Below are 17,727 nucleotides of genomic sequence, written 5' to 3'. Positions count from 1 at the left end.
CGACGAACCGAACCTCTGGTTGAGGTGCCGGCGCCGCTATCGGAACAAGACCGCGGTTAAGAACTGCACAATTTCGGAACCCGACCATTCCGCAACGCGTGAATTAGTTAATGAACTGCCCGAATGATCCGGCATTGTGGAAACAAGTTGCCGGTTTTGCCCGGAGTACTACGGGCTGCCGACGCGCCGCCGGTTAGCGAGCTATTCAGGCTCGCAGGAATATGTTGCGCAAGGCTTCTCCCATCCATGCGGCAAGACCTCCCCGATGCTTCGATTTCGATCAGCGACATCCCTCGTCCTGACCATCGCGCTCCTCGCCGCGACCATGCTCGCAGCGAGAGCTGACGAGGCCGGCGTCAGCGAGGATGCGATCCTGTTCGGCCAGGCCGCCGCGCTGGAAGGCCCCTCCTCCGCGCTCGGACAGCGCATGCGGCAAGGCATCGTCGCAGCATTCACCGAGATCAACGCCAAGGGCGGGGTCCACGGCCGCAAGCTCCAGCTCATCAGCCGCGACGACGGCTACGACCCCGATCGTTCGGTGGCGCAGACGCTGCACCTGATCGAGGACGACAAGGTGTTCGCGCTGATCGGCGCGGTGGGCACGCCAACCGCGATGGCGACAATCCCGATCACCAGCGCCAGGAACATCCCCTTCATCGGTCCGTTCAGCGGCGCCGAATTCCTGCGCGACCTCGAGCTTGCCAACGTCGTCAACATCCGCGCGAGCTACGGTGCGGAGGCCGAGGCCTGGATCAAGCACCTCACGGAGGATCGCCACTTCACCCGCATCGGCATCTTCTACCAGGACGATTCCTTCGGCCGCGACGGTCTGGTCGGCGTCAAGCGCGCGCTCGCCAAGCGCGGCCTCGAGCTTGCCGCCGAAGGCACGTTCGAGCGCAACACCCGCGCGGTCACCGCAGCCTGGCGGGTGATCAGGCGCGCCGAACCCGAGGCGATCGTGATGGTCGGGACCTATGGTCCCTGCGCGGAGTTCATCAAGCTCGCGCACCGCAGCGGCTTCCATCCGACCTTCGTCAACGTCTCCTTCGTCGGCGCCAATGCGCTGGCCAGGGAGCTCGGTCCCGACGGTGAAGGCGTCATCGTCTCGCAGGTCGTACCGTTTCCATGGGATCGCTCGCTCAAGATCGTCGCCGACTACCAGGCGGCGCAGAAGGCGTTCGATCCGACGCTGACACCGGACTTCGTGTCGCTGGAAGGCTATCTCTCCGGCCGCCTCGCGGCCGCGGCGCTGGAACAGGCCGGGCCGAAGCCAACGCGCGCAAACCTGCTCCGCGCCATCAACGATGTCGGCCGCTTCGACATCAGCGGCAGCGCCGTCACCGTCGGCCTGCGCATGATCGACACGCCGCCGAAGGTGTTCTTGACGGTGATCCAGAAGGACGGGAGTTTCAAGGCAGTGGACCGGCTCTAGGGCCGCCGCGTCCATCGCTCGGCGTTGACCGCGCCCGGCGGGATCTCGCCCTTGACGATCGCTTCCACCTGCCGAACCGTCTCCAGCGACTGATATTCGATCGCCTGCGGCGTCAGCCCGCCGACATGCGGCGTCGCGATGACGTTGGGGAGCTTCGCCAGCTCCGGCGTCGGCATCTGATCAGGCGCGCGGCCGACGTCCATCGCCGCGCCGGCAATGCGATGCTCCAGCAGCGCGCGCGCCAATGCTCCCTCGTCGACGAGATTGCCGCGCGAGAGATTGACGAAGACCGCATGCCTTTGCATGCGCGCCAGCGCCGCCTCCCCGATCAAATTCTCGGTCTGCTCGTTGGCGATCGCAAGGCAGACGACGTAATCCGACGCGGCGAGCAGCTCGTCGAGGCCGACCTGCCGGATCGCGGCATCGTTGACGGTCGCGAAGGGATCGGAGACCAGCACCTCCATGCGCAGCACTTTTGCGACCTCGGCGAGATAGCGCCCGATGCTGCCGTAACCGATGATGCCGATCCGGCTGCCGGCGAGCTGGCGGCCCATCCGCGCCTCGGGCTTGCGACCGGCCTGGTAGTCCGCCGTCGCCCGCGAGACGCCGCGGGAGAGATCGACCATGAAGCCGATCGCGAGCTCGGCCACCGCCTGAACGAAGCCGGGGCCGGCCCGGGTCACGAGCACGCCGGCCTTTGATGCCGCCTCGACGTCAACGTTGCGGATGTCGACGGCACAGCGGACGAAGGCGCGCAGACGCGGCAGCTGCGCAAAAATCTCGCCGCGCCCTTCGGTCATGCGATCGGCGACGATGATGTCGGCATCTTTCGCGGCGCGCACGAGGCCGGCGGCGTCCAGGGTTTCGTCGCTCTCGTGCAGGATCACCTCGGCGGCCGCGCGCAGGCCGCTCAGGCTGCGATCCCCATAGTAATTGCGCCGCATCTCCGGCGTGTGAGCGAGCAGAACCTTCACGACAAAACTCCTTCAGTAACCGAATGCCCGCGGCAGCGCGGTCGACAGCCATGGCACGAAGGCGATGACGAGCAGGCAGAGGAACAACAGGCCGAGATAGCCCATGATCGGCTTCACCGTCTGCTCGATCGGCACGTTGCCGATCAGGCAGGCACCGTAAAGGCCGAGCCCGAGCGGCGGCGCGAACAAACCGATGCCCATGGCGATGACCAGCACGACGCCGAAATGCAGGGGATCGACGCCGAGCTGCACGGCCACCGGCAACAGCAGCGGCCCGAAGATGATCAGCGCGGCGGCGCCCTCCAGCACCGAGCCCATCACGATCAGCACGGCGATCGCGAGCAGGATGAACAGCCAGACGCCTGAGGTCTTCGACAAACCGAGCATGAAATCGCCGACCGCATGCGGCACCTGCTGCAAGGTCAGCGTGAACGCGAGCGACTGCGCGGCGGCGACGATGAACAGCACGAGACCGGCGCGCGTCGCCGCCTGCACGAAGCTGTGCGCGGCCGATTTGAAGCTGAGCTCGCGGAACACCACGCTGCCGACGACGAGCGCATAGGCCACCGCGAAGGCCGAGATCTCGGTCGCGGTGGCAAAGCCGCTCTTGAAGCCGAAGAAGATCATGAAGATCAGGCCGAACGAGGCGATCGCGCCGCTCCACAGCCCCGACACCGGCATCTGCGGCTCGACGTCCTCGACCTTGTCCGGCCGCTTGCCGAAGATGATGGACACCGCAATCAGCACCAGCGCCATCAGCGCCGACGGCAAGAGCCCCGCAACGAACAGGCCGCCGATCGACAAGTTGGCCACAAAGCCCAGAATGATCAGGTTGATACAGGGCGGGATGGTCTCCGCCATCACCGCGGACGCCGCCAGCAGCGCCACTGCGCCGCCGGGGTTCTGCTTCGAGCGGCGCGCCGCCGGGATCAGCACCGAGCCGACCGCGGCGACATCGGCCATCTTCGAGCCCGAGATGCCCGAGAACAGCACCATCGACGCCACCATCACGACGTTCAGTCCGCCGCGCATGCGGCCGACCCCGCGCTGCAACAGCTCGATCAGGCGCACCGACATGCCGTTGGCTTCCATGAGATAGCCGACGAGGATGAAGAACGGGATCGCAAGCAGCACGAAATTGTCGATGCCGCGCGCCATCTGCTGGGCGAAGATGACGCCGGGCAGCGCGCCCTCGACCCAGATGAAGATGAGCGCGGCAAGCGCCAGCGCAAAGCCAATCGGCAATCCGCCGAACAGCGTCACGAAAAAGCCGATCAGCATCAAGGTGCCCGCCGACGGCACCGAGGACGGCGACAGATAATCCCAGGCGAGATAGAGCCCGGTGACGACGATGATCGCAACGATCCCCCTGACGATATCGGGAAGCGGCCTCGCGCAGAGATGGTCGATGGCGAACACCGTCATGAACAGCGCGCCGACGCCCATCGGATAGAACGTCAGCTCCAGCGGCAGGCCGGAACCGGTGGTCTGGCCTGCAGTCAATGAGCCCAGCTTGATGGCATTATAGGCGACGTAACCCGAGATCAGCACCACCAGCAGAGCGCCGGCGGCATCGACCAGCGCGCGCAGGCGCAGCGGCAGGAGATCGCGGAAGAACGACACGCCGACATTCTCGCCGCGCGCGAGCGCGCTCGCCGCGCCGAAGAAGGCCGAACCGACCATCAGCCCGCGCGCGACGTCGTCGGACCATTCGACCGGCGCGTTGAAGAAGAAACGCAGCAGCACCGAGACGCAGACCACCACGAGATCGGCGGCGAGCAGGATGGCCGCGATCGCGTCGCTGAGCTGAAGCAGCAGGGCGATGCTGCCGTGGCGGCCGGCCGAAACGGGCACGGCGGCCGTCACCACCATCTCAGACCTGGCCATCAGGCTTGCGTCGCGCGGATGATGTCGATGACGGCCTTGGATTCCGGCCGGGCCTTGATGAAGTTCTCGGTCTGCGGCGCGACCCGCTTCTTGAAGGCCTCGCGGTCGCATTCGGCAACCGTCACGCCCTTCTCGGTCAAGGCCGCCAGCGCCTCCTTCTCGACCGCAAGCCCATGGGCACGCGTGTCGGCCGCGGCCTTCTTCGCGGCATCGAGAAAGCCCTCGCGCAGCTTCGGGTCCATGCGGTTGTAGGTCATGTCGCTGAAGTAGATCGCAAGCGGCGAGAAATTGTGCTGCGTCAGGGCGTAGAATTTCGCCGTCTCGAAGAACTTGCTGGCCAGGATCGTCGGCGGATCGTGCTCCAGGCCGTCAAGCACGCCGGCCTGCAAGGCCGTATAGATTTCGCCGAAGGCCAGCGCCCTCGCGGCGGCGCCCATCAGCCGCAGGCATTCCGTGATGACGGGGTTCGGCAGCGTCCTGATCTTGAGGCCGGCGAGATCTTCCGGCGTTTTCACCGGCTTCTTCGCCAATACGCTGCGCGAGCCGAAATTATAGGCCCAGGCGATGATGCGGATGTTGCCGCCCTTGAGCAGGGCGTCCTCGATCGGCTTGGCGGCGCCGGCATCGAACGCCTTGGTCTGCTGCGGGAAGCTGGAGAACAGAAAGCCGAGATCGTAGGTGCCGACCAGCGGCACCAGATTGGCCGAGATCGAGGAGCCTGACACCATGAGATCAATGACGCCGAGCTTCACCGAGTTGATGACGTCGATCTCCTGGCCGAGCTGGTTGTCGGGGAAGAACGCGACCTCGACTTGCTCGCCGAGCCCGTTGCCCTTCAAATTCTTGACGAGGTTGTCGTAGTAGACGCGGCCGTTGGCGAACTTGGGATCGTTCGGCAGCGAGGAGGAGCATTTCAGCTTCAGCGTCGCGGCTTCGGCGCGGCCGATGATGGCGGGGGAGAGCACGAGGCCGGCGGTGACCGCCGCCGATGACTTGATGAACGCGCGACGGTTCACGGGCACGATGGTCATGGTGCGGTCTCTCCCACATTATTTTTTGTTCGCCGCGGTCGTTGCCGTGGCCTGTTGTGTGGACTGTATGGCCAAAGCGACGGCGCAGGCAAGCGTGGCGGCCGGCCGCCGCAGAGCGCGCCCGCGGCGCGTTCCGTCAGTCCGCGAGCGCTCCAGAACGACTGTGATTCCCGGCATTTGCGATGCGGATCGGCCTGCGGCCTCATCTGCGCGAGGGCGCTTTCGCTTAGACTTGGCATCGATCCAATTGGAGCATGGATCAATGCGCAATTCACATGGATGTGCCCAGAACGATGCCCTTCCAGCTCCGGCAAACGTTCTGCCCCATTTTGCCGCACGCCGAGCGTGATCCAGTGCACAGACAGGCGCGTGGCGGCCCCCTAGAAAAAGTGACATCATCGCGCGTATTGCCGATGGAGGTGACATCATGCGCCGTCCAGCCCTTCCCAATTTGCTTCTTGCTTCCGGTTTTCTTGCGCTCGCACAGTTGATGACACCGACGATGGCCGCGGCCGAAGCGCGGCTCGCGCTGGTGATCGGCCAATCCGCCTATCGCACCGTGCCCGAGCTGCCCAACGCCGCCAACGACGCCAAGGGCATGACGGAGCTGCTCGGCAATGCCGGCTTCACCGTCACCACGGCCGCCAACCTGGCGCAGAACGAGATGCGCGCGGCGATCTCGGATTTCGCCGGCAAGGTCAGCGCCAGCGGCGCCGACACGGTGGCATTGGTGTTTTATGCCGGCCATGGCCTGCAGATCGACGGCGAGAATTATCTGGTGCCGGTCGATCTCGATCCCAAGCGCGAGGCCGACATTCCGCTCCAGGGCGTGCGGCTGAACGACATGCTCAACACGCTCGGCGCGCTGCCGACGCGGGCGCGCATCTTCATGCTCGATGCCTGCCGCAACAATCCGTTCCCGGCGCTCAGCGGCGCCGGCCACGGGCTTGCGATCGTCGACACCAAGGCCGGCGCGCCGGGCTCCTTCATCTCCTATTCAACCTCGCCCGGCGCCGAGGCCGAGGACGGCAGTGGCATCGACAGCCCCTACACCACGGCAGCGCTGACCGTTGCCAAGCAGCCCAATCTGCCGATCGAGGAAGTGTTCAAGCGCATCCGCGTCGCCGTCGCGCAATCGACCGACGGACGGCAGATCCCCTGGGAAAGCTCCTCGCTGACAACCGACTTCAAGTTCTTCGGCGAGAGCAGCGGCAGCCAGCCGGCCATGCCGGGCGCCTCCTCGATGGCGCTCGCCAGCGGCACGCGCAGCGTCGAGGACTGGCGCAGGGACTTGCAGGGCAAGCCGGCCATGGTCGCCTATGAACTCGTCATCACCGATGACACGGTGCCGGCGTATCAGGCCTATATCGAGCTCTACGCTCAGGACACCCGCACGCCGCGCGTGCGCACGGTGCTGGAACGGCGACGCCAGATGCTGGCCTGGGAACGCGCAACTGCGATCAACACCCGCGCCTCGTTCGAGGCCTATCTCGCCAACTGGGACAACAGCGATCTCGCGGCAACCGCGCGCAGGCTGCTGCTCCGCGTGCAGAACCGCAACTACGGCGTCCCCATCGCCGCCGCAGCGACCCCGGTCGCCGTCGCGATGGGCCCGACCTGCCCGTGCTCGACGCCGTCGAGCCCGGCAACGCCGGTCACTCCGAGCGTCGCGCCCGTGATCAAGAAGCGCGTCGACGACACCCCGCCCAAGCGCAAGGTGGTCGAGACACCGCCGAAGCGCCGCCCGCCGCCCGAGGAAGTGGTCTACGAGCGCGCGCCGCCCCCCGGCCCGCCGCCCGGCGCCGTGATGCAGGGTATCGGCATCGGAATCGGGATCGGCATGGGAATGGGTGGCCGCGGCGGCGGCGACCATTATCGCGGCGACTACCGCAGATACTGAGACTGTCCGGCATAGACATTGATCCGGCTCGCGCCCGACGCGCGAGCCGGATCTACTGCGCCAGCGCCGGATAGTCGTGTTGGACGGCCTCCCGGATCCAGCCCGCCTGGATCGCGCGAAACAGGATCTGCGCCGTCTTGATATCATTTGCCTTCACGCAGAGGTCGACGATGCGGCGGACCGCATCGTCGCGCATCAGATCGTCTGCGATCTTCATCGCAATTTCCATCGCGACGCGGGCTGCACGTTCAAAGCGCTCACGTTCGCGCTTATCAGCCTGTGCGGCGCCTCCGACAGCCTCCGCGCCCGCTCTCGCAGCCTCGCAGATGTTACGAATGCGCTCCGCCGCGTCGATATCGCCGATCGGTCCCTGGATCGGCTCATCCCAGATGTCGGCCGGCTGCCGCCTTGCGAACCACTTCATTGCCCCCACCCGTGGCCTTTATTGGCTTGCACTAATTCAGGACGTGCGGCGCGGCCCGATCGCCTCGAACTGCGCCTTCTGCTCGTCGTTGAGCGTGGCGTAGAAATCATCGAGCGCCGCGCGCACCGACTTGATCCCGTCCAGCATCGCATCGAGCCGTTTGCGGATTGTGGCCATGCGTGCCGGCGGCGTCATCACGGCATTGGGCTCGCAGCCCGCCTTGAGCGATGCGCTGACCTTGGCGCTGGTATCCTGGAGCACCTGGAGCGCCGCACGCTGGGTGTCGCTCGGACGAAGCCTCTCATCGATCGCAGCACCAGGCCAATCGAACGCGGCGGTCACATTGCAAGACTGCACCGACGCTTCCCTCGCATTGTTCGGTGCCGTCGCACGACGCTGATCCTCGGCCAGCGCATTGAAGCGCGCCTTCTGCTCGTCGTTCAACGAGCCATAGAATTGGTCGAGCGCGGGCTGGACCAGCTCGACAGCCTTCTGCATCGCCTCGATGCGCTGCTGCATCGCTGCGAGCCGGCCGGGCGCCGTCGCTGCGGCCTGCGTCGGACAGGATGTGCGGATCAGCGCTGCCGCGTCGACTGAGGCATTGCCGAGCGCATCGAGAGCGGCGCCCTGCGCATCTGTCGGCTGCACCGCGGATGCGATCTGATCGATCGGTAGTCCGGCGATGGCACGGCGGTCACTGCCGCAGAGCTGATCGAGCGGTGCGCTACGCGCCCGTCGTCGTCCCTGCGGTTGCTGCGGCAGATAGGCCGACAGGCGATCATAGCCATAGGGGCCGAAAATGCCTGCATAGATGTCCGGATAGCCGTAACCCCAGAAGCCGAGCCCGTCGCCCCAGATCGTGTAGTCGTAAAGGTCGTTATAGGCGAACGGCCAGAACAGCGGCCCGACCCAGCCATAGCCGCCGCCCGCATGCTGCCACCATCCGCTGCTTGCGCCGCTCCAGCCGGCCAATGCGGCTGCTGCCACGATCTGTGTACGCGCTGCCGGATTGCTGATCAGTCGGCCGTTCCGGAATGCGCTGGTGTTCAGGGCATTGCGGAAGCTCGCGGGGCGGATCGCCGCATTGCGGATCTGACCGAAGTTGGGCCCGCCGCGTCGGACCCCGGACGTGAACCGCATGCCGCGATGATGCCCGCCGGCATGCCCATGTCCACCGCCGTGGCCACGGAAATGTCCGCCGCCGTGATGACCACCGCCGTGCCCGCCTCCATGGCCACCGCCATGTCCGCCCCCATGGCCGCCCTTGGCCAGAGCCGCACCCGCCAGCATGCAGGCAAGCGCCATCGCGGCAATTCCAATGACCGGTCGCACCATCGCATCCTCCCGCAGAGCCGCGCCATTGAGGCATCGGAACTTGGCGGGAATTGGAACCGACAGGATTGCCGAAAGTTCCCGCCCCCGACCGGTGGACGGCATCGGCTCTGCGGCGGCCTTGTTGTGCCGAAGGCCTACGCCTCCGGCACGATCTTGCCGGGGTTGAAGATGTTGAGCGGATCGAGTGCCTTCTTCAGTGCCCGCATCGCATCGAGCGCCTCGGGGCCGAGTTCCGCCTTAAGGTATTTCTGCTTGCCCTGGCCGATGCCGTGCTCGCCGGTGCAAGTGCCGTCCATGGCCTGCGCGCGCTCGACCAGGCGATGCATGAACTCCTCGCCGCGCGCCATCTCCGCCCCGTCGTTGGTGTCGCAGACCAGCGAGCAATGGAAATTGCCGTCGCCGACATGGCCGACGATCGGCGACAGCAGGTTGAGCCGCTTGAGATCTTCCTCGGTCTCGCTGACGCAATCGGCAAGCCGCGAGATCGGCACGCAGACGTCGGTTGCGACCACGCCGATGCTGTCGCCGGGCCGCAGCGCCTTCACCGACCAATAGGCGTCGTGCCGCGCCTGCCACAGCTTCGTGCGATCCTCCGGCTTCGTGGTCCAGGAGAATTCGCCGCCGCCGCAATCCCTCGCAATCTCACCGAACGCCTTGGACTGCTCGGCAACCTCGATCTCGCTGCCGTGGAATTCCATCAGGAGCAGCGGCGTCTCCGGCAGCGTCAGCTTCGAATAAGCGTTACAGGCTTGCACCTGCGCGGCATTGAGCAGCTCGATGCGCGCCACGGGAATACCGGTCTGGATCGCCAGGATCACGGCCTGACAGGCCCCGTGCACGCTCTCGAACGACACCGCACCGGCCGCGATCGTCTCGGGGATGCCGCGCAGGCGGATGGTCAATTCCGAGATGATGCCGAGCGTGCCTTCGGCGCCGACGAACAGATGGGTGAGGTCGTAGCCGGCGGATGACTTCTTGGCACGCGTGCCCGTGGTGATGATCTCGCCGTCGCCGCGCACCACCTTCAGCGCCAGCACGCTCTCGCGGATGGTGCCGTAGCGCACTGCATTGGTGCCGGAGGCGCGGGTCGAGGCCATGCCGCCGAGCGAGGCATCCGCGCCGGGATCGATCGGGAAGAACAGGCCCTGGTCGCGTAGATGCTCGTTGAGCGCCTTGCGGGTGACGCCGGGCTGGATCACGCAGTCGAGGTCCTCGGCGTGGACCGCGAGCACCTTATTCATGTCACGCAGGTCGATCGAGATCCCGCCGGCCGGCGCGTTGACCTGGCCCTCGAGCGAGGTGCCGGTGCCGAAAGGAATGACGGGGACACGGTTCTTGGCGCAGATCCGCACCACGTCCTGGATGTCGGCGGTCTCCTGCGCCATCACCACGCCATCAGGCGGCTGGTTGGGGATCCAGGTGGTGGTATGGCCATGCTGCTCGCGCACGGCCTGCGAGGTGATGAGGCGGTTGCCGAAGCGTGCGGCAAGCTGCTCCAGCGCGCTCGCGAGGGCTTTCGGCTCCGGCCGCGGCGGATTATTGGTGATAGTGGTACCCACGGACATTCCTCCCGACAGAAGAACCGTGGCAAAGGATATAAAACCGGTCAAGTCAAGCGACCGGACGCATAGCTGGAAGGAAACATGCCGGAGACTCCCGCCTCAGCGCCCAAAGCCGAGCCGTTCCGCGCCTCGATCATGCAGATCGAGCCGCAATGGATCGACTATAACGGCCATCTCAACATGGCCTATTACAACGTGATGTTCGACCGCGCGATCGACCAGCTCTGGGCCGAGCTCGGCATCGGGCCGACTTACATGAAGGAGCGAGGCGGTTCGACTTTCACCGCCGAATGCCATGTGCGTTACTTGCGCGAAATCCACCTCGGCGATCCCGTGCAGATCTTGGTCTGGCTGCTGGAGGCCGACGACAAGCGGCTGCACACGTTCGAGGAGATGCGGCACGCAAGCGAAGGCTGGCTGTCGGCGACGTCCGAGAACATGTCGCTTCATATAGACATGAACTCGCGCAAGGTTGCGCCTTTTCCGCCGGATATAAGCGAGCGCGTCGCTGCGGTCACAAAGGCCCATAGCGCGGTCTCGCGCCCCGAGGGCATCGGCCGCAATGTGGCGATGCCCTCGAAGCGGTAGCGCGTGATCCGGCGCACTAGACCCTGTTGCGGCCGCGGGCCAGACCGACCACGGCCGAGACCAGGAACAGAACGACCGCGATGAAGAAGATGATCTTGGCGATCTCGATCGAGGCGCCGGCGATGCCGCCGAAGCCCAGGATGCCGGCGATCAATGCGATAACCAGAAACGTCACAACCCAGCCAAGCATGGTAAAACCCTCGTCTTGATGTCTGTCTGCGTTTGGCGCGGCTGGCCGCGCCACCTGCCCAGACAATCTCGAGGCGGGAACGATGGTTCCGATCCGCGCAGGGTGGAAATTCGAAAGGCCCGCAGGAACAAATTGGCCTGCCGCGCACGTGGAAAACCTCATTCCGTCGCCCCATATAGGCACCAATCCCTGTTAGAAGGCTCCCTTCCGCCACCCCGCGGTGCCATCGTGGGGCCAATGATTCGCATGACCGAGCCGAGCAAGATCACGTCCCAGAACGTCCCCGACCACCAACCCGCAGCCGGCGGCATTGCCGCGCGTGCGCGCGCCTCGGTGGGCCCGAAATATCTGTCCGGGCTCAATCCCGAGCAGCGCGAGGCCGTGGAGACGCTGGACGGCCCGGTCCTGGTGCTGGCCGGCGCCGGCACCGGCAAGACGCGCGTGCTGACGACGCGGATCGCCCATATCCTGAGCCAGGGCCGCGCCCGCCCCGCCGAGATCCTGTCGGTGACCTTCACCAACAAGGCGGCGCGCGAGATGAAGCACCGGCTCGGCCAGATGCTCGGCCATGCCGTCGAGGGCATGCCGTGGCTCGGCACCTTCCACTCCATCGGCGGCCGCATCCTGCGCACCCATGCCGAGCTGGCGCAGCTCAAGTCCAACTTCACCGTGCTCGACACCGACGACCAGGTGCGGCTGCTGAAGCAGCTGCTGCAGGCCGAGAACATTGACGACAAGCGCTGGCCAGCACGCATGCTCGCCGGCCTGATCGACGGCTGGAAGAACCGCGGCCTGATGCCGTCGCAGGTGCCGTCAGGCGAAGCCGCCATGTTCGGCAACGGCAAGGGCGGCAAGCTCTATGCGAGCTATCAGGAGCGGCTGAAGATTTTGAACGCGGCCGATTTCGGCGATCTGCTTTTGGAAGATATCCGCATCTTCCGCGAGCATCCGGATATTCTGCGGCAGTACCAGCAGCGTTTCAAATTCATCCTGGTCGACGAGTACCAGGATACGAACGTCGCGCAGTATCTGTGGCTGCGGCTGCTGTCGCAGGCGCCGTCGTCCCCGTCCTTCGCCTCTCCCCGCTTGCGGGGAGAGGCCGACGCGCAAAGCGCGGCGGGTGAGGGGGACTCTCCGAGCACCGCGCTCGTGGAGACTCCCCCTCACCCCGACCCTCTCCCCGCAAGCGGGGCGAGGGAGCAGACGCCCCCCACCAAGAACATCTGCTGCGTCGGCGACGACGACCAGTCGATCTATGGCTGGCGCGGTGCCGAGGTCGACAACATCCTGCGCTTCGACCACGATTTCCCCGGCGCCAAGGTCATTCGCCTGGAACGCAACTATCGCTCGACCGGCCACATCCTCGCCGCCGCATCGCATCTGATCGCGCACAATGAAGGCCGGCTCGGCAAGACGCTGCGCACCGAGGACCAGGACGGCGAGAAGGTCACGGTCACGGGCTCGTGGGATTCGGAAGAGGAGGCCCGCGGCATCGGCGAGGAGATCGAGCAGATCCAGCGCAAGGGCGAGAAGCTCAACGAGATCGCGATCCTGGTGCGCGCCTCCTATCAGATGCGCGAGTTCGAAGACCGCTTCGTCACGCTCGGTCTGCCCTATCGCGTCATCGGCGGCCCTCGCTTCTACGAGCGCGCCGAAATCCGCGATGCGCTGGCGTACCTGCGCGTCATCAACTCGCCGGCCGACGACCTCGCCTTCGAGCGTATCGTCAACGTGCCCAAACGAGGCCTTGGCGACGCCACCGTGCAGATGCTGCACGACCACGCCCGCAAGCGCCGCATTCCCTTGTTCGAGGCGGCCCGCGCCGTGGTCGAGACCGACGAGCTGAAGCCGAAGGCGCGCGGCTCGCTTCGCGAGGTCGTCGCCCAGTTCGACCGCTGGCGCGCCCAGCGCGAGGTCACCGCGCACACCGATCTCGCCCAGATCGTGCTCGACGAGAGCGGCTATACCGAGATGTGGCAGAAGGACCGCTCGGCGGACGCCGCGGGCCGGCTGGAGAATTTGAAAGAGCTGGTGCGCTCGATGGAGGAGTTCGAGAACCTGCAAGGATTCCTCGAGCACATCTCGCTGGTGATGGACCGCGACAGCGGCGCCGATGAGGACGCGGTGTCGCTGATGACGCTGCATTCGGCCAAGGGGCTCGAATTCGACAACGTGTTCCTGCCGGGCTGGGAGGAAGGCCTGTTCCCGAGCCAGCGCACGCTGGACGAACAGGGCCGCGCCGGCCTCGAGGAGGAGCGCCGGCTCGGCCATGTCGGCCTGACCCGCGCCCGCCGCCGCGCCATGATCTATTTCGCCACCAACCGCCGGATCCACGGCACCTGGTCGACCACGATCCCGTCGCGCTTCCTCGACGAACTGCCGGCGGCCAATGTCGAGATCACCGAATCCAAGGGCGGCTCGGCCTGGGGCGGCACCGGCGGCTACGGCGCCTCACGCTTCGACGACATGGAGGCGTTCGGCTCCACCTATTCGACGCCGGGCTGGCAGCGCGCCCAGGCCAACCGCAACCGGGGCGGCGGCCGCAATGGCGGCGGTGGCGGCGGCGTTAGAAGCGGCGGCTTCGAGGAAGAGGCTGCGACGCTCTCATCCTCCTCGTCATCAGGCCCCGACTTCGGCAGCTTCTCCTCGCGCCGCCGCGGTCCCCTGACGATCGAGGGCGAGCTGGTCGCCAAATCCACCGGCACAACTTCCGAATTCTCGCTCTCCGACCGCGTCTTCCACCAGAAATTCGGCTACGGACGCGTCACCAAGATCGACGGCAACAAGCTCACCATCGCCTTCGACAAGGCCGGCGAGAAGAAGGTCGTGGACAGCTTTGTGCAGCGGGCGTGAGGCCCCTCACCTCACTGCCAAGACTCTCGCAGCCGACTAACTTTCGCATCCTCTCGCATGCGACGGCCATCTGGTCTGATGAGCTGAACACTACCTGGAGGGAGGCCGTACGTTTTCTCGATGTGCCTCTTGATGGTCCGGAGCGCTCCATCCTTGTGCGCGCGCTGATATCGACGTCCCTTTAGGGCGCGTTTCGCCTTCTTGGCCATTATGGTCTCCCTGCCTCGTAAAATGTTCTTCTTAAAATGCGTGATGCTTGGATGTATCCATGCAATCCTAGATCGCAATATCGCCCTGATCAACCATGCCCCAATACATCGCGATCATCGTGAACGCCGACCCGGACGACGGCGTCAGCCTATGGTTTCCCGACCTGCCCGGCTGCATTTCCGGCGGCGACGATGTCGAGGAGGCCCTGGAGAGTGCACCCGAGGCACTCGCCTTCTATGCGCAGGAGCTGATCGCGGACGGCCGGCAGCTTCCTCCGCCCAGAACATTGGACGAGCTCAAGGCCGAGCCTGAGTTCGCCGACGACCTCAGGAAACACACGGTCGCCCTGATCGAATGGCCGCCCCGTGAAGACGCCGACGAGTGAGGACTGTTCGCCGCACTCGCCGGGCCTTCGACAGTTCTCGTCCGAACAGCCCTTGACCAGCCCGAACTTCCCCGTATCAGATGCAGCCATGGTCCGGGGCATCGCACTGATCTTGCTGGCATTGGGGATGCCGTCGCTTAGCGCGGCGGAGACCATGAGCTTTGGCGATTCGATCGGGCTCCTCGCCAAGAGCTGCGGTGCGGAAATCGTCGCCAATTGCCGCGGCGTCAACCCGGATTCGACCCGCCTGAAGGAGTGCCTGTCGCGCAACCGCGACGTGCTGTCCCAGCAATGCGCGAGCGACTATCTCGGCGCGTTCGACGCCATCCAGAAGCGCGTCGCCGCGCGCGTCACGGTGGCGAACGCCTGCCAGCGCGAGATCGTCAAGGTCTGCGGCGGCTCGACCAAGGAGACCAGCAAGTCGATCCCCTGCCTGGTTTCGACGCCCAAGGGCATCAGCAACAACTGCCTGAAAGCCGTCGACGACGCGGGGTACCGCTGATGCGCGCGAGCAGGCTTTTCATTGCCGGAACTGCGGTCGCGCTCGGCCTCGCTTTGCTCGCGGGCGCTGCCGGTGCCCAGACGGCGGCGCCGACCCGCGACGACATCGTCGGCAAGCTCAACCATTTCGAAGAAGCCGCCGAGGTCGACCTTCCCGCGCTGAAGCAGCAGGTGATGGAGCGCGCCAAGGCCAGGATCAAGAACGATCCGGGTCCGGTGAACCGGCCGCCGATCGCGCCTGACCTCGCCAAGCTGCCCGCCTTCAACGCGCAGATCCAGTTCGATGCCGACACGCCGATCATCCAGCCGGCCTCCTACCAGACCGTCGGCCGCATCGCGGACGCGCTGGTTCATTCCTCGCTGCTGGCCTACACGTTCCTGATCGTCGGCCACGTCGAATCCAACTCGAAGACGCGCGAGGCCAACGCGATCCTGAGCCAGCGCCGCGCCGACGCGATCCGCGACGTGCTGGTGAACACGTTCAAGATCTCGACCAAGCGGCTGCATCCGATCGGGCTCGGCGAGGAGCAGTTTCTCGACCGGGCCAAGCCGACCTCGGCCGTCAACGGCCAGTTGCAAATCCTGACCTATGCCAAGGTGCCCGAGGAGGCGCCTGCGCATCCGGCTGCGGCGCCTGCGCCTGCGCCTGCGGCGAAAAAGCCCGCCAAGAAGCGCTGAGCAAACGCAACTTCGCACCCGACGGAACCCTTTGAAGTCCCGATCGTTTTGTAGCCTGTTCGGGGCGCACAAATGCGGTTTCACGCGACAAAAGCGCCGGTTTGTGCACCGCCCGGTCCAGTGCTATAGCCTCTGTTCGCCCTTCCCCGACCCCGTGCTGCATGAGACCGAAATGGGTGGCTATTTTCAGCGCCAACTTGCCGTTTATGTCGAGTACCATCGCGACCCCCGGAACACGGCGATGCATGTGGTCGGTATTCTCCTGTTGTTCACCGGCGCCGTGATGCCGCTGACGCTGGTCAGGCTTCCGCTGTTCGGTTTCGATGTCAGCCTCGCGGTGATCCTGGCCTTGCCGGTCCTGATGTATTGGCTGCTGCTCGATGTGGCGCTCGGGATCGGCATTCTGGCGGTCTCTATCGTGCTGTTTTCGGTTGCGACGACCGTTGCGGCGCAAGTCAGCACCGCGACGATGTGGGCGATTTTCGCCGCGCTGGTGGCGCTCGGCCTCGCCGCGCAGGCCATCGGTCACAAGGTTTTTGAGGGCCGCGAAGCCTCGTTGTTCACTTTTCCTTCGCATCTTTTGCTTGGACCGATGTTCGTGATGGCAAAATTATTCATTGCATTGGGCTTCCGTCGCGACCTTGCCGCGATTCTGGCGCCTCTTCCGGCCAATTCCCTTTCAACCCGATAGCTCTAGACGCGAAACAGCAACCTTCTGCATGGCTCTCGTACTGGTTACCGGTGGCAGTGGCTTCATCGGACATCACCTCGTCGAAGCGCTCCGCGCCCGTGGGCAGCGGGTGCGCGTTCTCGATGTCCGCGCGCCGGCCGCGGCCAACGCGGACGTTGAATTCGTCCACGGCTCGGTGCTCGACGGCGCAGCGGTCGATACTGCGATCGCCGGGGTCGATCAGGTCTATCACCTCGCCGGCCTGCCCGGCATGTGGGTCGCCAACAAGCAGGACTTTCACGAGGTCAACTGTCGCGGCACCGAAATCGTGCTCGCGGCCGCAATGAAGCGCGGCGTGTCGCGCTTCCTGCATTGCTCGACGGAATCGATCCTGTTCCCCTATTCCGACCTCAAAGGCGCAGCCGCCGAAGAGTCGCTACAGCCGGCCGACGCGATGCCGGGCGCCTATACGCGGTCGAAGTCGCTCGCCGAGCATCATGCCGCGAAAGCGGCGGCCAGCGGCTTTCCGCTCGTGATCGGCACGCCGACCATGCCGATCGGCGCGGCCGACCACAATCTGACGCCGCCGACGGCGATGCTGTGGTACTTCCTGCAGAAGAAGGTGCAGCCGCATCTCAACTTCCTGGTCAACCTCGTCGACGTCCGCGACGTGGCCATGGGCCTCGTGCTGACCATGGAGCGCGGCCGCATCGGCCAGCGCTACATCCTCGGCGGCGACTGCGTCCCGCTCGGCAACATCCTGCGGATGATGTCGGCGATGAGCGGCCGCCGGCAGTTCCCGGTCGTCGTGCCCGGCAAGATCGCCGAGCTCTCGGGCATCATGCTCGAATACCTCGCCGATCGTGTCACGCGCCGGCCGCCCAACGGCACCGCCGAGGGCGTGCGCATTGCGCTCGCGGCGAGCGACCTCTCGATCGGCAAGGCGCGCACAGAGCTCGGTTACGCGCCGCGTCCGATCGAGCCCGTGCTGCGCGAAACCATCACCCATCTGCTCGCCCGCAACGGCCAGCAGCCCTCCGGCGCCATCAAGCATCACGCGCTCTCCTCGCGCGCGAGCTGAAGCCGCCGCCCAACGCAAAGAACCTT

The 17,727-nt window shown here is 65.6% G+C and carries 16 protein-coding genes; 9 read left to right on the top strand and 7 right to left on the bottom strand.

Annotated features, from left to right (window positions below; translation table 11 throughout):
• Window positions 1-265: 265 nt before the first annotated feature.
• Window positions 266-1,432, top strand: coding sequence for an ABC transporter substrate-binding protein (locus XI03_RS22340; protein WP_271593362.1), 1,167 nt, complete (start codon window positions 266-268; stop codon window positions 1,430-1,432).
• Here the strand turns inward: XI03_RS22340 and XI03_RS22335 are convergent.
• The 3 genes from XI03_RS22335 to XI03_RS22325 are packed head-to-tail and all read right to left on the bottom strand — an operon-like array spanning window position 1,429 to window position 5,324.
• Window positions 1,429-2,406 (bottom strand): NAD(P)-dependent oxidoreductase, encoded by a 978-nt coding sequence (locus XI03_RS22335; protein WP_271593361.1) that lies wholly within the window; start codon window positions 2,404-2,406, stop codon window positions 1,429-1,431. The genes XI03_RS22340 and XI03_RS22335 overlap by 4 nt on opposite strands.
• Before the next feature lie 12 nt (window positions 2,407-2,418).
• Window positions 2,419-4,293: a TRAP transporter large permease gene (locus XI03_RS22330; protein WP_028145486.1), complete on the bottom strand. Its 1,875-nt coding sequence runs from the start codon at window positions 4,291-4,293 to the stop codon at window positions 2,419-2,421.
• Window positions 4,293-5,324 carry a TRAP transporter substrate-binding protein gene (locus XI03_RS22325; protein ID WP_271593360.1) on the bottom strand — a complete coding sequence of 344 codons (1,032 nt, stop codon included), beginning with the start codon at window positions 5,322-5,324 and terminating at the stop codon, window positions 4,293-4,295. Before XI03_RS22325 ends, XI03_RS22330 begins: the two co-directional genes overlap by 1 nt.
• A gap of 427 nt (window positions 5,325-5,751) precedes the next feature.
• On the opposite strand from XI03_RS22325, the gene XI03_RS22320 reads away from it, so the two are divergent.
• Entirely contained in the window at window positions 5,752-7,224 is a 1,473-nt protein-coding gene (locus XI03_RS22320; RefSeq protein WP_038971222.1) for a caspase family protein, read from the top strand.
• A 52-nt stretch (window positions 7,225-7,276) separates the two neighbouring features.
• Here the strand turns inward: XI03_RS22320 and XI03_RS22315 are convergent, their stop codons facing one another.
• The 3 genes from XI03_RS22315 to XI03_RS22305 all read right to left on the bottom strand — a co-directional run bounded on the left by XI03_RS22315 (window position 7,277) and on the right by XI03_RS22305 (window position 10,542).
• Window positions 7,277-7,648 (bottom strand): hypothetical protein, encoded by a 372-nt coding sequence (locus XI03_RS22315; protein ID WP_212475203.1) that lies wholly within the window; start codon window positions 7,646-7,648, stop codon window positions 7,277-7,279.
• Window positions 7,649-7,684: 36 nt separating this feature from the next.
• Complete coding sequence (locus XI03_RS22310; protein ID WP_271593359.1) at window positions 7,685-8,983, bottom strand: Spy/CpxP family protein refolding chaperone; 1,299 nt, start codon at window positions 8,981-8,983, stop codon at window positions 7,685-7,687.
• 134 nt (window positions 8,984-9,117) lie between these two features.
• Window positions 9,118-10,542, bottom strand: a complete 1,425-nt coding sequence (locus XI03_RS22305) for an FAD-binding oxidoreductase (protein WP_038947645.1) — start codon at window positions 10,540-10,542, stop codon at window positions 9,118-9,120.
• Window positions 10,543-10,626: 84 nt separating this feature from the next.
• On the opposite strand from XI03_RS22305, the gene XI03_RS22300 reads away from it, so the two are divergent.
• Window positions 10,627-11,133: a thioesterase family protein gene (locus XI03_RS22300; RefSeq protein WP_271593358.1), complete on the top strand. Its 507-nt coding sequence runs from the start codon at window positions 10,627-10,629 to the stop codon at window positions 11,131-11,133.
• A 16-nt stretch (window positions 11,134-11,149) separates the two neighbouring features.
• Here the strand turns inward: XI03_RS22300 and XI03_RS22295 are convergent, their stop codons facing one another.
• On the bottom strand, window positions 11,150-11,323 hold the full coding sequence (locus XI03_RS22295; RefSeq protein ID WP_018319670.1) for a DUF1328 domain-containing protein: 174 nt from the start codon (window positions 11,321-11,323) through the stop codon (window positions 11,150-11,152).
• 237 nt (window positions 11,324-11,560) lie between these two features.
• On the opposite strand from XI03_RS22295, the gene XI03_RS22290 reads away from it, so the two are divergent.
• From XI03_RS22290 to XI03_RS22265, 6 genes are all read left to right on the top strand, one after another.
• A complete protein-coding gene (locus tag XI03_RS22290; protein ID WP_271593357.1) occupies window positions 11,561-14,176 on the top strand; it encodes an ATP-dependent helicase in 2,616 nt (871 codons plus the stop codon).
• A 304-nt stretch (window positions 14,177-14,480) separates the two neighbouring features.
• Complete coding sequence (locus tag XI03_RS22285; protein ID WP_271593356.1) at window positions 14,481-14,771, top strand: type II toxin-antitoxin system HicB family antitoxin; 291 nt, start codon at window positions 14,481-14,483, stop codon at window positions 14,769-14,771.
• Window positions 14,772-14,859: 88 nt separating this feature from the next.
• Window positions 14,860-15,273: a hypothetical protein gene (locus XI03_RS22280; RefSeq protein WP_038947649.1), complete on the top strand. Its 414-nt coding sequence runs from the start codon at window positions 14,860-14,862 to the stop codon at window positions 15,271-15,273.
• Complete coding sequence (locus XI03_RS22275) at window positions 15,273-15,950, top strand: OmpA family protein (protein ID WP_271593355.1); 678 nt, start codon at window positions 15,273-15,275, stop codon at window positions 15,948-15,950. The genes XI03_RS22280 and XI03_RS22275 overlap by 1 nt, the downstream gene beginning before the upstream one ends.
• 172 nt (window positions 15,951-16,122) lie before the next feature.
• On the top strand, window positions 16,123-16,641 hold the full coding sequence (locus XI03_RS22270; protein ID WP_333936162.1) for an Mpo1 family 2-hydroxy fatty acid dioxygenase: 519 nt from the start codon (window positions 16,123-16,125) through the stop codon (window positions 16,639-16,641).
• A gap of 28 nt (window positions 16,642-16,669) precedes the next feature.
• Window positions 16,670-17,701, top strand: coding sequence for an NAD-dependent epimerase/dehydratase family protein (locus XI03_RS22265; RefSeq protein WP_271593353.1), 1,032 nt, complete (start codon window positions 16,670-16,672; stop codon window positions 17,699-17,701).
• The last annotated feature ends 26 nt before the right edge of the window (window positions 17,702-17,727 follow it).

Origin of the sequence: Bradyrhizobium sp. CCBAU 65884, from assembly GCF_028128835.1 — a bacterium.
GTDB lineage: Bacteria > Pseudomonadota > Alphaproteobacteria > Rhizobiales > Xanthobacteraceae > Bradyrhizobium > Bradyrhizobium ottawaense.
Note: the sequence above shows the minus strand (reverse complement) of the source record. Positions and strands in the feature narration are given on the sequence as shown.